Origin of the sequence: Cyanobium sp. Cruz-8D1, assembly GCF_024345975.1 — a bacterium.
Classification (GTDB): domain Bacteria; phylum Cyanobacteriota; class Cyanobacteriia; order PCC-6307; family Cyanobiaceae; genus Cyanobium.
On sequence record NZ_JAGQCD010000032.1, the window covers coordinates 1 to 13,059 of the forward strand.

General features: G+C 66.6%; 14 protein-coding genes. 5 read left to right on the forward strand and 9 right to left on the reverse strand.

Features of this window, described 5'->3' with window-relative positions; translation table 11 throughout:
* The first annotated feature begins 229 nt into the window (after positions 1-229).
* From KBZ33_RS16030 to KBZ33_RS16045, 4 genes are all read left to right on the forward strand, one after another.
* Positions 230-424: a DUF4336 domain-containing protein gene (locus tag KBZ33_RS16030; protein ID WP_255011844.1), complete on the forward strand. Its 195-nt coding sequence runs from the start codon at positions 230-232 to the stop codon at positions 422-424.
* A 390-nt stretch (positions 425-814) separates the two neighbouring features.
* Positions 815-1,795: an NAD(P)-dependent alcohol dehydrogenase gene (locus KBZ33_RS16035; protein ID WP_254954375.1), complete on the forward strand. Its 981-nt coding sequence runs from the start codon at positions 815-817 to the stop codon at positions 1,793-1,795.
* Positions 1,796-1,913: 118 nt separating this feature from the next.
* A complete protein-coding gene (locus KBZ33_RS16040) occupies positions 1,914-2,120 on the forward strand; it encodes a hypothetical protein (RefSeq protein WP_254954374.1) in 207 nt (68 codons plus the stop codon).
* Positions 2,121-2,123: 3 nt separating this feature from the next.
* Positions 2,124-2,579 (forward strand): PCC domain-containing protein, encoded by a 456-nt coding sequence (locus KBZ33_RS16045; protein WP_254954380.1) that lies wholly within the window; start codon positions 2,124-2,126, stop codon positions 2,577-2,579.
* Here KBZ33_RS16045 and KBZ33_RS16050 read toward each other — a convergent pair.
* From KBZ33_RS16050 to KBZ33_RS16090, 9 genes are all read right to left on the reverse strand, one after another.
* On the reverse strand, positions 2,530-3,480 hold the full coding sequence (locus KBZ33_RS16050; protein ID WP_254954373.1) for a F0F1 ATP synthase subunit gamma: 951 nt from the start codon (positions 3,478-3,480) through the stop codon (positions 2,530-2,532). The genes KBZ33_RS16045 and KBZ33_RS16050 overlap by 50 nt on opposite strands.
* A 13-nt stretch (positions 3,481-3,493) precedes the next feature.
* On the reverse strand, positions 3,494-5,011 hold the full coding sequence (atpA, locus tag KBZ33_RS16055; RefSeq protein ID WP_254954372.1) for a F0F1 ATP synthase subunit alpha: 1,518 nt from the start codon (positions 5,009-5,011) through the stop codon (positions 3,494-3,496).
* Positions 5,012-5,073: 62 nt separating this feature from the next.
* Positions 5,074-5,622 (reverse strand): ATP synthase F1 subunit delta, encoded by a 549-nt coding sequence (atpH, locus tag KBZ33_RS16060; RefSeq protein WP_254954371.1) that lies wholly within the window; start codon positions 5,620-5,622, stop codon positions 5,074-5,076.
* Positions 5,622-6,161, reverse strand: a complete 540-nt coding sequence (locus tag KBZ33_RS16065) for a F0F1 ATP synthase subunit B (protein WP_254954370.1) — start codon at positions 6,159-6,161, stop codon at positions 5,622-5,624. Before KBZ33_RS16065 ends, atpH begins: the two co-directional genes overlap by 1 nt.
* The gene (locus tag KBZ33_RS16070) at positions 6,158-6,640 is read right to left on the reverse strand and encodes a F0F1 ATP synthase subunit B' (RefSeq protein WP_254954369.1); all 483 of its coding nucleotides are present in this window, start codon (positions 6,638-6,640) and stop codon (positions 6,158-6,160) included. The genes KBZ33_RS16065 and KBZ33_RS16070 overlap by 4 nt, the downstream gene beginning before the upstream one ends.
* A gap of 100 nt (positions 6,641-6,740) precedes the next feature.
* Complete coding sequence (gene atpE, locus KBZ33_RS16075; RefSeq protein WP_015110594.1) at positions 6,741-6,986, reverse strand: ATP synthase F0 subunit C; 246 nt, start codon at positions 6,984-6,986, stop codon at positions 6,741-6,743.
* A 154-nt stretch (positions 6,987-7,140) separates the two neighbouring features.
* Positions 7,141-7,869, reverse strand: a complete 729-nt coding sequence (gene atpB, locus KBZ33_RS16080) for a F0F1 ATP synthase subunit A (RefSeq protein ID WP_254954368.1) — start codon at positions 7,867-7,869, stop codon at positions 7,141-7,143.
* 58 nt (positions 7,870-7,927) lie between these two features.
* Positions 7,928-8,401: an ATP synthase subunit I gene (locus KBZ33_RS16085; RefSeq protein WP_254954367.1), complete on the reverse strand. Its 474-nt coding sequence runs from the start codon at positions 8,399-8,401 to the stop codon at positions 7,928-7,930.
* 46 nt (positions 8,402-8,447) lie between these two features.
* A complete protein-coding gene (locus KBZ33_RS16090; protein ID WP_254954366.1) occupies positions 8,448-9,671 on the reverse strand; it encodes a bifunctional 2-polyprenyl-6-hydroxyphenol methylase/3-demethylubiquinol 3-O-methyltransferase UbiG in 1,224 nt (407 codons plus the stop codon).
* 149 nt (positions 9,672-9,820) lie between these two features.
* Here KBZ33_RS16090 and KBZ33_RS16095 point away from each other — a divergent pair, with 149 nt between their 5' ends.
* Positions 9,821-12,847, forward strand: coding sequence for a phycobilisome rod-core linker polypeptide (locus tag KBZ33_RS16095; protein WP_254954365.1), 3,027 nt, complete (start codon positions 9,821-9,823; stop codon positions 12,845-12,847).
* The last annotated feature ends 212 nt before the right edge of the window (positions 12,848-13,059 follow it).

Consider the following 13,059-nt stretch of genomic DNA (forward strand, 5'->3'; position numbering starts at 1 on the left):
CACGCCGGCAGAACGCTGCTGGCCTGGATACCGATCCCACTGCGGGATCAGGAGCCCTGCATCCCCAGCCGCGGCGTCCAACGACGGCAGAAACAGCCCTGGTTCACGCGGATTGACCTGCCGCCACAGCCACGCCAGTCCCAACTGCTGGCTGTCGCATGACCGTCTCGGATGAGATGTGTCGGGCAGTCAGCCGCAGACCTACTCCGGCCTGAGCATCGGCACCAGGATGGCCGTCATCTGCCGGCGGCACAGCAACAGACTGGTGGTCGTTTCGCCAATCCAGCCATCTGCTGGGCTCGAACAGGGATTGGCCGCGCTGGGTGTCGTCAGCGATATCGTGGCGCCTAACGCCTTCCACCATCTCTATCTCAAGGCATTCAAACAGCGCTTCCCCCAGGCAGTCCTGTGGGGTGCGGCCTGACGGGGCGCCACACCCTGGGGCCCACAGGGCCGTCACCCCTTCACGAAGTGGCCTTTTGCCACACACCCAGCAGGACCCCCATCCTCACGGACAGTGCCTTCAACTTCGATGCCTCCGCTCCCTGGCTCACCCGGTTCATCACACGGATAGGCGGCAGTTTCAATCGCCTGGAGCCCACCATTCTCGAGCGACTGGCCACATCCGACAGGGCTTCCCTGGCCAGGGCCCTGCAAGTTGTCCTGCAGTGGGATGTCGACAGGGTCATCGTGGCCCATGGGGCCATTGTCGAAACGGGCGGCAAGGAGAGCCTCGCCAAGGCCTACATGGCCTTCTCGGTGGCAGCCTCGAGCTCTGCACCGGAATCCAACCCATCACAGAAGCCCATCCACCATGAAAGCCGTTGTCTACGACCGCTACGGGCCGCCCGAGGTGCTGCGCATCGAGGAAATCGCCACACCCACGCCCAAAGACAACGAAATCCTGATCCGGACCCACGTCACGACCGTCACATCAGCGGACTGGCGGCTGAGGAGCCTGACGGTTCCGACGGGCTTCGGACTGATCATGCGGCTGGTGTTTGGTATTCGAAAACCCAGGCAGCCCATCCTCGGCTCGGAGCTGGCCGGCGTTGTCGCCGCGATCGGCAACGACGTCACCCGATTCAAGGTGGGAGAGAGGGTGTTCGCCTTCTGCGACGCCCGCATGGGCTGCCATGCCGAAGTCATCTGCCTGCCCCAGGACGGCATGGTGGTGGCCACACCGCCCGGACTCACCGACGAAGCAGCCGCCGCCCTCTCCTTTGGCGGAACGACGGCCCTAGATTTCCTACGTCGAGGCAAGGTGCGACAGGGAGACAAGGTGCTCGTCAATGGGGCCTCCGGAGCGGTGGGCACGGCTGCGGTGCAGCTGGCGAGGCACTTCGGGGCCGAGGTCACCGGGGTGTGCAGCACGGCGAATCGCGATCTGGTCATCGCTTTAGGCGCGGCCCACGTCATCGACTACACCAAGGTCGATTTCACCCACAACGGTGAAACCTACGACCTGATTGTCGATACGGTCGGCACGGTGAGCTATTCACGCTGCAAGCAGTCACTGAAGGATGGGGGGCGCCTGCTGATGGTGGTGGCCGGGTTGCCGGACATGCTGCTGGGCGTGTGGGTGTCGCTGATGAGCCGCCACATGATCATCGCGGGGCCTGTTGCTGTGAAACGCGACGACCTGCACCAACTGGCGGCACTGGCAGAAGCTGGAGACGTCCAACCGGTGATCGATCGACGCTATCCGCTTGAGCAGATTGTGGAAGCCCACCGTTATGTCGACACCGGGCGCAAGAAGGGCAACGTCATCATCGCGATGCAACACCATCACTAGGCCATGATGTGCGCAATGCCCCGGCTGAACCGCCACCAGGCCAAGGAGCCTGTGGGACACAAAACGCGTCTGCAGTTGCAGACAGAGGAGTAATGCGAAGAAAACAGAAGGTAAGGACGTGGACTTTCCCTGGCCGATTGCCCGGCTCGTGGCCGTCGCCGACGTGGTGCAGTCCATGGGCGCCCACCGCCCCTACCGTGCCGGCCTGGGCAGCGGTGCGGCCCTGGCGGAAATCACCAAGAACAAAGCCAAGCTCGACGACACTGATGTGGTGGAGACCTGCCTGCGGCTGTTCAACAGAAAGCGGTATGTCTGTGGGTGTTGACCCCTGAAGGGAACCTCTGATGACCGCCGGGACCCACCGACCGCTTCGTCTCTTGCCAGGGGTGGATCTGCGCAGGAACTTGAAGCGATGGCCAAGGCGGATCCGAGGCTCTGGGGCTTCATCGTCTGCGGCATCGGCAGCCTCGAGAGTGCCGTGCTTCGCTTCGCAGATCAAGCCGAAGCAGTGCTCCTGACAGGTCCGCAGGAAGTGGTGTCGATGGCCGGCAGCGTGAGCTGCGATGGGGCCCACCTGCACTTGGTGGTGGCAGACGCCGTAGAGCGTACGCGTGGCGGGCAGCTCTGCCACGGTAGCCGGGTGCGAACCACGATGGAAATGCTGCTGATGTGCCCGGAAGGCTGGGCATTGGGCCGGGAGCGGGATCCCGCCACCGGCCACCTGGAGCTGACGATCAGCCCATCGCTGCCGCGCCGCCCACCACTTCCAGGATCTCCTGGGTGATGGCCGCCTGGCGGGCCTTGTTGTAGTCGAGGGTGAGGGTCTTGGCGAGCGCCTTGGCGTTATCGCTGGCGTTGTTCATGGCCGTCATCCGGCTGGCCAGTTCGCTGGCGGCCGCTTCCTGGAGGGAGCGCAGCAGCTGGTTGGCCAGATAGAGGGGAAGCAGGGCATTGAGCAACTGCTCGGGGCTCTGCTCAAACACGAAGTCGGGCTGAAGCGACGGCTCGGCGTTTTCCACCTTGCCCATTTCCACGCCGAGGCGGCCATCGCGGGTGATGAGACGGAAGATCTCGTCATCCGAGCTGGCGATGCCCTGGGGATCGAGGGGCAGCAGGGTCTGGACCACTGGCTGGGAACTCACCAGGTTGATGAAGCGGGTGAACACGATCTCGACCCGATCGGTGCTGGCCGAAAGAAACTCGGCCAGCACTTCGTTGGAGATCTCGTTGGCATCCTGGGAAGTGGGCACCTGCTCCAGGCCGGTGAAGGTGGCCCGGATCGGGTAGGAGCGGTTGGTGAAATAGGTGATGGCCTTGCGGCCCATCAGCACCATGTCGACCGCGAAGCCCTGGCCCTTGAGTTCGGCGAAGCGCTGCTCGGCCCGGCGGATGACGTTGGCGTTGTAGCCGCCGCAGAGGCCGCGGTCGCCGGTGACAACGAGCAAGGTGATGGTGCCCACCGGACGGCGCTCGGCCAGCAGGGGGGAATCGGACCCCTCAAAGCCCATGCGGGATTCGAGGTTCTGCAGCACCCGGGCCAGGCGATCGGCGAAGGGGCGGGTGCGCAGCACCTGCTCCTGGGCGCGACGCACCTTGGCGGCGGCCACCAGCCGCATGGCTTCGGTGATCTTGCGTGTGTTCTTGACCGAACTGATCCGGTCACGGATTGCCTTGAGATTGGCCATGGGTGGAAATTCCTCAGGCGGCGGCCAGCATCGAGGAGGTGACCTCGCGGATGGCCTCCTTGAGCATGGCTTCGGATTCGTCGCTCAGGACCTTGTCGGTCTGAACCTTTTCGATGAACTCGGGCTTGCTGCTCTTGAGGTACTCGCGCAGCTCACGGGCGAACTGGGGTACCAGTTCCACGGGCACGTCATCGATCAGACCCTTGACGCCTGCATAGACCACAGCCACCTGCTCAGCCAGGATCAGGGGGCTGAACTGGGGTTGCTTGAGCAGCTCACGCAGACGTTTGCCCCTGGCCAGCTGGGCCTGGGTGGCGGCATCGAGATCGGAGGCGAACTGCGAGAAGGCCGCCAGTTCGTCAAACTGGGCCAGCTCCAGCTTCAGGGTGCCGGCGATCTTCTTGATCGCCTTGGTCTGGGCGGCGCCGCCCACCCGACTCACCGAAATGCCCACGTTGATGGCAGGCCGCAGGCCGGAGTTGAACAGGTCGGAGCTGAGGAACACCTGGCCGTCGGTGATTGAGATCACGTTGGTGGGGATGTAGGCCGAAACATCACCGGCCTGGGTCTCGATGATCGGCAGGGCGGTCATGCTGCCCTTGCCCATGGCGTCGGAGAGCTTGGCGGCCCGCTCCAGCAGGCGGCTGTGGCAATAGAAGACGTCGCCGGGGTAGGCCTCACGGCCAGGGGGACGGCGCAGCAGCAGGGACATCTGGCGGTAGGCCTGGGCCTGCTTGGTGAGGTCGTCGTACACCACCAGGGTGGCCTTGCCCTTATACATGAAGGACTCGGCGATGGCCGCACCGGTGTACGGGGCCAGATACTGCAAGGCCGCCGCTTCCGAGGCGCTGGCCGCCACCACCACGGTGTAATCCAGGGCGCCGCGCTCACGCAGCACTTCCACCACGTTGGCCACCGAGGCGTTCTTCTGGCCGATGGCCACGTAGACGCAGACCACGTCCTCACCCTTCTGGTTGAGGATGGTGTCGATGCAGATGGCGGTCTTGCCGGTCTGGCGGTCGCCGATGATCAGCTCCCGCTGGCCGCGGCCGATGGGGATCATGGCGTCGATGGCCGTGATGCCGGTCTGCATGGGCTCATGCACCGACTTGCGCTGGATGATGCCAGGCGCCATCGACTCGATCAGGCGCGTCTCGGTGGTGGGGATCTCACCCTTGCCGTCGATCGGCTGGCCCAGGGCATTCACCACCCGGCCCAGCATGGCGTCGCCCACCGGCACCGCCGCGATGCGGCCGGTGGCCTTGACGGTGCTGCCTTCCCGGATGCCCAGGCCTTCTCCCATCAGCACGACGCCGACATTGTCGTCTTCCAGGTTCAGCGCCAGGCCCTCGGTGCCGTCCTCAAACAGCACCAGCTCACCGGCCATCACCTGCTCCAGGCCGTAAACCCGGGCGATGCCATCCCCGATCTGCAGGACGGTGCCGACGTTGCTGACAGACACCGACTTGTCGTAGTCGGCGATCTGCTTCTTAAGAATGGCGCTGATCTCGTCGGGGCGGATGGAAACCATGGGTGGGAGTCCCCGGAGGGGAGGCGATGAAGTGAGAAGGAGAGAAGAAAGGGAGCGAAGCGCTAGCTCACGTTGGCGAGCGTCAGGCCGAGCCGCCGCACCTGACCGGCGAGGCTGGCGTCGATCACCCGGGAGCCGACGCTGAGGACGAACCCACCGATCAGGGCAGGATCCACCGCGAGGCTGATCTCCACCTTGTCGGTACCGGCCACGACCTTGGCCTTCTCGGCGAGCAGGGCCTGCTGCTCTTCGCTCAGGGGGCTGGCGGAGGTCACCGTGGCCAGGGCGATCTGGTTTTGCTCGCGGTAGAGATCCAGGAGCCGCTCCAGGACGGCATCGAGGAAACCGATCCGCTGGCGGTCGGCCAGCAGCTTGAGCAGGTTGAGGAAGGACGGGGAGATGCTGCCGCCGAAAAGTTGCTCGAGGGCCGCCTTCTTGCCTTCGACTTCAAGGACGGGGGAGGCCATCGCCTCGCGCAGGTCGCTGGAGTCGTGCCAGAGGGCCAGGATCGCCCGGGCCTGATCGATCACCGCCTCGGTGTCGCCATTGGCGTCGCAGACCTGGAGGAAAGCGTCGGCGTAGGGCGTGGTGATGGTGTTAAGCAGAGGCATCAGGCGTTCCCCATCGATTGAATGGAATGATCGATCAGCTGGGCCTGGGTTTTGGCGTCAAGGCGGCCGGGGAGGCTAGCGAGGGCCTTGGCGATCGCCATCTCGGCGGCCTCGCGCTGCAGCAACTTGCTGACACGGGAGACCTCGGAATCCAGATCGGATTTGGAATCCTGCTTGAGCCGCGCCATCTCCTCGACAGTGCGCTTCTCGGTCTCGAGGCGGATCGCCTCGGCGCGGACCTTGCCATCGGCGCGGATCTGCTCGGCCCGGGCACGGGCTTCACCGAGGCTGCTCTGGGCCACAGCGAGGGATGCGCTGGCGGCGCTCAGGCGCTCCTCAGCGTCCTGGAGCTCCCCGAGGATCCGCTCGCGGCGGCGCTCCAGAATGCCACCGAGGAAGCCCCGCAGAAACCACACCAGACCGGCGATCACGATCGCCAGGTTGATGATGTTGGTCTCGAAGACGTCGAGGTTGAGGCCGAAGGTGCCGTGGCTGGCAAACAGCGTCGTCAGCGTGGAAAGAAGTGAGGAGGAAGTCATGAGGCAGGCAGAAGACGGTCGACGATGAGGTCGGCGAGCCTGTCGGCATCGGCCTCGAGCAGGCTCAGGGCATCGGACCGCTGGGCATCGATCTTGCTGCGGGCGCTCTCGCGGCTGGCGATGGCGTCCGCCTGGGCGACAGCCATGGCCTCGCGATACAGACGATCGGAAGCCTGCTCAGCCTCCAGGATCACTTTCTGGGCCTCGAGTCGAGCTCCCTTCAGCTGCTCCTTGAGATCAGTCTCGAGACGCACGGTCTGGGCCAGCTTCTCCTTGGCCTGGGTGCGGCTGGTGGCGATGTACCCCTCACGGTCCTCCACGGCCTTGCCGACCGGTCGGAAGAAAAGGCTGTTGAGGATGAAGGTGAGGAGCACCACCTGCAGCGCCATGAGCGGCAGGGTGGCGTCGAGGTCAAACAGACCTCCCTCGGGCGACCCTGCGGTCGCACCTGCCTCGGCAAGCAGAAGCCAGCTGGTCATGGGGCAAAAAGGCGGGCGGTGGTGGAGGCGTGAATGGAGCCGGGGGTGGAGAAGGGCCGCGACGAACGCGCGGCCCGCTCATCCCCGCGACGGCCTCCGATCAGGAGAAGGGGTTGGCGAACAGCAGCACCAGGGCGACCACCAGGCCGTAGATGGTGAGCGATTCCATGAAGGCCAGGGAGAGCAGCAGGGTGCCGCGGATCTTGCCTTCGGCTTCGGGCTGACGGGCGATGCCTTCAACGGCGCCGCCGGAAGCGGTGCCCTGGCCGATGCCAGGACCGATGGAGCCGAGACCGACGGCAAGACCAGCAGCCACGACGGACGCAGCGGAAGTAAGGGAATCCATGGTGGGGTTAGAAATGTGGGGCGCCGGGGAAGCGCGGAAGGAACCTTGTCGAGAACCCTGCGCCGGGGACACCTGGGAAGGCGGGCCCGGATCGTGCCGGACCTGCGCGCAAGGAGTTTGCCAGACCGGGGGACCGGCCCAGCGTGGACGGGAGCTAGTGGTGCTCCTCGTGGACAGCCTCGCCGATGTAGTACGCGGCCAGCGTGGCGAAGATCAGGGCCTGAATCGCACTGGTGAACAGGCCGAGGAACATCACCGGCAGGGGCACGATCAAGGGCACCAGGAACGCCAGCACGGCGACCACCAGTTCATCAGCAAGGATGTTGCCGAACAGTCGGAAGGAGAGCGAGAGCGGCTTGGTGAAGTCTTCGACAATCTTGAACGGCAGCATGATCGGCGTGGGCTCCACGTAGTACTCGAAGTACCGGAAACCCTTGCGGCTCAGGCCCGCGTAGAAATACGCCAGCGACACCAGCAGCGCCAGGGCGATGGTGGTGTTGATGTCGGCGGTGGGAGCACCCAGCTCACCGCTGGGCAGGTGGACCAGCTTCCAGGGGATCAGGGCACCGCCCCAGTTGCTCACGAAGATGAACAGGAACAGGGTGCCGATGAAGGGAAGCCAGTCGCGGTAGGCCTTCTCGCCGATGTACTCGCGGGCGATGTCGCGCAGGTAATCCCAAAGGAACTCCAGCAGGTTCTGAACGCCCCTGGGATCACGCTCCAGGCGGCGCGTGCCGACCACCACAACGGCCAACAGGGCGCCGATCACGACCCAGGAGCTCAGGAAAACCTGGCCGTGGATCTTGAAATTGCCGAGCTGCCAGTACAGGTGCTGGCCGACCTCAAGGGCGGCGAAGGGAAGGGCGAGGGGCAACGGAGCCATCGGGGATAGGACCTGGCGGAACGTCGATACAGCCGAGGCGGCTGGAAAAGATGGGAGATCAGGTGTCGAGGACGGCCTGAACAATCAAGGCGGGTTTGTAGAGGAGGAATCCCACCAGGGCCGGCAGGATTTCAAGGACGGGAAGCCTGGCGGCCGCAAGCACCAGTACCACCGGCACCAGCAGCTGGGCCTTGCCCACCCCCTTGGTTTCGACGCCGAAGCGGGTCACGCTGCGGGCCAGGAGCCGGAGATAGAGGAGACCCGCCAGGGCTCCCACCAAGAGACTGAAAGCGGTGGAAAGATCGAACCACAGGGCCGTGATGGGCACCGCCAGGGCGGTGGCACAGACCGTGGAAAGAAGCATCCGGCGCTGCAGCCGAAGGTAATCGTCCATGCCGTTGTTCACCGTCGACGAAGCGTCGGCGACCTCAGGCAGGGGAATGGCCTCGCTGGTCGGATGGACTGCGACCTCTTCGGCCGACGTCTCCACGGGGGGGACGGCATCCGGGGAGGGGGTCAGGGCAGCCTGCAACCGTCGAGGCTCCATCTGGGCGTGCGGACTTTATCACTCGGCCCGGTCAGGCTCTAAGCAACAGAAGCACCCGCTCCGCCAGCAACCGCCGCGCCGCCGACAGCCGCTCTTCGGGGCCCTGGGCCAGGGGAAGCGCCCCGATCGGCGTGCCGGCGGGGGCCGCCTCCAGGGCCTGCATCAGGGCGAGCTCCGGCTCGGTGATGGTCAGGGGCCCCAGGTCGGGCCCCAGCAAGGCGGTGGACGGCCAACCCCACAGACAACGGTTGCGCTCGCCGCCGGCCGCCAGCAGGGCCGCATCGCTCCACGCCTCCGGCACCCCCTCCGCTGCCCCGTTGCCGTCCTGGCGCCGCAGGAAGAACTCGAAATGGCTGATGTCGGGATCGAGGCTCTCCACCAGGGCCCACTGCTGCGCCGGCGGCAGGGCCTGGGCCCGCTCCAGCAGCTCCCCCCGCAGCAACCGGGCCGGATCCCAGACCTCGGGATTGGAGAAACCGGCGAAGCAAACCCCTGGTTGATCGATGAAACGGAACAGGCGATCCAGGTCGTAGCTGGTCTCCTGGGGGTGGAGATACATGTCGGCGAAGTTGGCATCGGCGGCGGTGTCGAGGGCCCAGCGCTGCGCGTGATGCCGCCGCAGGCGGTTGGTCTCCGGAAGGGTGGTCAACAGCTCCCGCCCCAGCCGCAGGCCCGCCGGGCCGGTGCCCACCCCCATCAAGGCCAGGGCCCGCTGGGTGCGATGAATCTCCCAGCGGCCGCCATCGGCATAGAGAAAGAGGTGCAGCAGCCCCCCCGGCCGCAGCAGGGGCACCAGGGCGCGCAGGCCCAGATCGGGTTGGTCGAGGTGATGCAGCACCCCCACGGAGTTGATGTAATCGAAGGGGCCCTCCCCCGCCAGATCGAGCAGGCTGCGCTGCTCGATGCGCAGCTCCGTCACCTGGGCGGCCGCCTTGGAGCGGCCGGTCCGCTCCCGGGCCACCGCCAGGGCACCGGCGCTGATATCCACCGCCAGCACGGTGGCCCGTGGATTGAGATGGCAGAGGTAGTCGGTGCTCACCCCCGTGCCGCAGCCGGCGTCGAGGATCCGCCAGGGGCGCGGCGCCGGCGGCAGGCCCCCATCCACGGCCGCCACCACGCTGTCCACGCACCAACGCCAGTTGTATCCAGGAGGCGGGCCGTCCTGGAGGGGATCCCCCGGGTAGGGGAAACGGTCATAGAAGGCGCTCACCACCGGCGTGGCGGCATCCAGCGGGGCCTCCAGGGGGTGATCCATCGGTGCCTTGGTGCAGGGTCAGGGAGCATTCCACGGCGCCGGCCGCCGTTCAGCCTGAGCCTCAGGCAAGGCTGCAAACATTTGTTCATCCCCCGCCAGGGGGCCAGGGGGGCAGCCGTAACGTGACCCAGCCCGGCTCGCTCTCGTTCATGACCGTGACCGCCAGCAGCGGCAGCACCAGGGTCGCCCCCCAGCGCTACGACACCCTGCCGCTCTCCAGCGTCCGGAAGGCGGAGCAGCAGGACCGTTTCCCCGACGGCGGCGAACTGGACGCCCTGATCACCTTCTTCCGCAGCGGCCAGATCCGCGTCGAAGCCGCCCGACGGATCTCCGCCAACGCCGACGCGATCGTGGCCCGGGCCGCCAACCGCATCTTCACGGGCGGCACCCCCCTCTCCTATCTCGACGCCCCCCTCAGCACCCCCAGCGCTGGGGCCGCCGATGGTGTCGCCCTCGCCGCCGACCAGGCCGCCTTCCAGCGCTCGGTGCGCACCTTCGCCCAGGGCTCCGGGGGCAGTGGGCTGCTCGGCCGGATCCTCGAGGGCGTCCAGGCCGACGCCGACGTGCGGGTCGTGCTGCCCAGTGGCTTCAGCCCCATCTCGGTGGCGATCTATGGCAACGCCCGCATGCGCAAGTCGCTGCGGGACATGGCCTGGTTCCTGCGCTACGTGGGCTACGCGGTGATCGCCGGCGATCCCAGCATTCTGGCGGTGAACACCCGCGGCCTCCGCGACGTCCTCGAGAAGGCCTGCTCTCTTTCGGCCACCAACGTGGCGCTGCAGGAGATGCGCGCCGCCGCCGCCGGCCTGTTCAAGGGCGAGGCGGAAGCCCGCCAGCTGGTGATCGACTGTTTCAACGTGCTCCTCAAGGAGCTCGAGGTGGCCACCCCCTCCACCCGCGCCCGCCTCGGCAGCCCCGTCAACCAGGGGCTGCAGCTTCCGGCGACCTATGCCCTCGCCGCCGAAGGTGCCCAGCGCTTCGTGATGCGGCCACGCCTATCCGGCGCTGAGAAGGCGGAGATCATCCGTGCCGCCTACCGCCAGGTGTTCGAGCGGGACATCGTCAAGGGCTATTCCCAGGTGGTCTGCCCGGTGGAAGCCACCCAGGTGCGCCAGGGCCAACTCTCGATGCGGGAGTTCATCCGCGCCCTCGGCCGCAGCAAGGTCTATCAGCGGCAGTTCTATGGCCGCTTCTCCAACAGCCGGGTGGTGGAACTGGCCTTCCGCCATTTCCTCGGCCGCGGTGTCAGCTCGATCGAGGAGTTCCGCCAGTACTTCGCCATCGTCAGCGCCAAGGGCCTGAACGGCCTCGTTGATGCCCTGATCAACGGCATGGAGTACGCCCGGGTCTTCGGTGAGGAAACGGTTCCTTACCTTCGCGACATCGGCGAGGAAGCCCAGGAGAGCGCCGGCTGGGGGTCCAACCGCAACCTCTTCCGCTTCAGTGCCCCGTTCGAGGGTGCCCCCCAGTACATCACCCTCTACGCCTCCTACCGCCAACCCCTCGCCGACCAGCACCCCTACGGCGGCGGCAACGATCCCCTGGCCCTCACCTACGGGGCGATCTTCCCGTCCAGCACGGCTTCGGTGGCCACCCGGCCGGCGCCCTTCAGCTACGACACCCGCCGGATCCTGATCGGCAACGGCATGGCCCAGCCCGGGCCCATGGACAGTGCCCAGTTCCGCAAGGCCGTCCCACGCCGGGTGGGTCCGAAGGTGGTGCGCCTGCGGCAGATCGCCACCGGCGGCAGCTCCACACCCCGTCGGGGCGGCCAGCCCAGCATCCGTGGCACCGAATCCAGCACCCAGGCCGTCATCAATGCGGTCTATGTGCAGGTGCTGGGCACCGCCGGCTACGCCGGCGAGCGCAACAAGGTCGAGGAGATCAAGCTTGAGAACGGTGACATCAGCCTGAGGGAGTTCGTGCGCCAGGTGGCCCGCTCCACAGCCTTCCGTCGTCGTTACTGGAGCAACCTCTACATCACCAAGGCCATCGAGGTGATGCACCGCCGCCTGCTCGGCCGGCCCAGCTTCGGCCGCTGGGAGATCAACGCCTACTTCGACATGGCGGCCCGTAAGGGGTTCTATGGCGTCGTTGACGCCATGCTCGAAAGCCGCGAGTACAACGACTGTTTCGGCGAGGACACCGTCCCCTACGAGCGCTTCATCACTGCGGCCGATCGCAATGCCCGCAGGGTGCCAGGCCTGGTGGAAACCCTGGTGCCGGTCGCCGACATCACGCCCCTCCAGCGCCCCACCGTGCAGGTGTCCCAGGCGCTGCGCACCGTGGGCGACCTGGTGCCGCGCAACCTGACGGCGAGGCCGAACGTGCGCGGGCAGTGGAAGGCCGATGTGGCCGGTGGCCAGAGCGCCACGGTCTCTTCCGGGGTCCCCAGTGGCCCCCAGACGGTCAAGCAGCCGCCGGCCCCCACCCGCAGCTGGAGCCAGTCCCGCTGGCAGCCCGGCGGCGGTTCCGCCCCGGTGTGGCGCAGCGGCGTCTCCACGACGGGCGGCAGCAATGGCTATGTGGCCCCCGTCAGCATCGGCATCGCCGGCAATTGGAAAGCCTCGGTGGGCACCAGCCTGCTGAGCGGCGCCGCCGTCGCTCCCGACGGGGCGATGGCCAAGGCCCTGCGGCCCGGCTCCCCCCAGGGCTTCAGCCGTCGTCAGAGCCTGTCGCGTCCCCTGCAGCTGCTGAGGGATCCCAGCGAAACCCAGGTCCAGGAGGTGGTGCAGGCGGTGTACCGCCAGCTCCTCAACCGCGTGCCTTTCGCGGCCGAACGGCAGATGGATCCGGAATCCCAGCTGCGAGACGGCCAGCTTTCGGTGGCCGAATTCGTGTCCCAGATCGCCGGCAGTGATCTGTTCCAGCAACGTCTGCAGCGAATGGCCCCCCTGCGGGCGGCCTCGGCCGCCTACCTGGCCCTGCTCGGCCGTGCCGCCATGCCGGCGGAAGTGAGTCGGTTCCTTGCCACCCGCGCCACCGCCGGCCAGCAGGCGGCCGTGGCCGAACTGCTCAACGCCCAGGAGTACGCCTCGGCCTTCGGCCAGGGCACCGTGCCCTACCTTCGCGGCCTGGCCACCGAAGATGGCGTCCCCCTCACCACGGTGAACCGCACCGCCTCTCTCTATGGAGGCAATGGCGGTCTCACCCCCTCGGTGAAGGGCGCGATCTGATCGCCTCCCACCCGATCGAGGCTCGCCCCTGAAGGGAGCGGTCCCCCTGCTTTGAGCGATCCCCCGGGTCAGCCCCGGGGGGTTTCTTATGGCCTGTCTCTACAACGAGACGGGGAGATTCATCTGTGAATCCGCTTGCGGTGCGCCTGGCCGCGACATCAAAAGATGAACAATTGCTGCGCTTGCACGGTGTTAAGAACTCCGGCCAAAGC

What these genes read in the sequence shown, in the direction of transcription:
- KBZ33_RS16030 (WP_255011844.1), top strand. Translation starts at nt 230, where the DNA reads ATGGCCGTCATCTGCCGGCGGCACAGCAACAGACTGGTGGTCGTTTCG.
- KBZ33_RS16035 (WP_254954375.1), top strand. Translation starts at nt 815, where the DNA reads ATGAAAGCCGTTGTCTACGACCGCTACGGGCCGCCCGAGGTGCTGCGC.
- KBZ33_RS16050 (WP_254954373.1), bottom strand. Translation starts at nt 3,480, where the DNA reads ATGGCCAATCTCAAGGCAATCCGTGACCGGATCAGTTCGGTCAAGAAC.
- atpA (WP_254954372.1), bottom strand. Translation starts at nt 5,011, where the DNA reads ATGGTTTCCATCCGCCCCGACGAGATCAGCGCCATTCTTAAGAAGCAG.
- atpH (WP_254954371.1), bottom strand. Translation starts at nt 5,622, where the DNA reads ATGCCTCTGCTTAACACCATCACCACGCCCTACGCCGACGCTTTCCTC.
- KBZ33_RS16065 (WP_254954370.1), bottom strand. Translation starts at nt 6,161, where the DNA reads ATGACTTCCTCCTCACTTCTTTCCACGCTGACGACGCTGTTTGCCAGC.
- KBZ33_RS16070 (WP_254954369.1), bottom strand. Translation starts at nt 6,640, where the DNA reads ATGACCAGCTGGCTTCTGCTTGCCGAGGCAGGTGCGACCGCAGGGTCG.
- atpE (WP_015110594.1), bottom strand. Translation starts at nt 6,986, where the DNA reads ATGGATTCCCTTACTTCCGCTGCGTCCGTCGTGGCTGCTGGTCTTGCC.
- atpB (WP_254954368.1), bottom strand. Translation starts at nt 7,869, where the DNA reads ATGGCTCCGTTGCCCCTCGCCCTTCCCTTCGCCGCCCTTGAGGTCGGC.
- KBZ33_RS16090 (WP_254954366.1), bottom strand. Translation starts at nt 9,671, where the DNA reads ATGGATCACCCCCTGGAGGCCCCGCTGGATGCCGCCACGCCGGTGGTG.
- KBZ33_RS16095 (WP_254954365.1), top strand. Translation starts at nt 9,821, where the DNA reads ATGACCGTGACCGCCAGCAGCGGCAGCACCAGGGTCGCCCCCCAGCGC.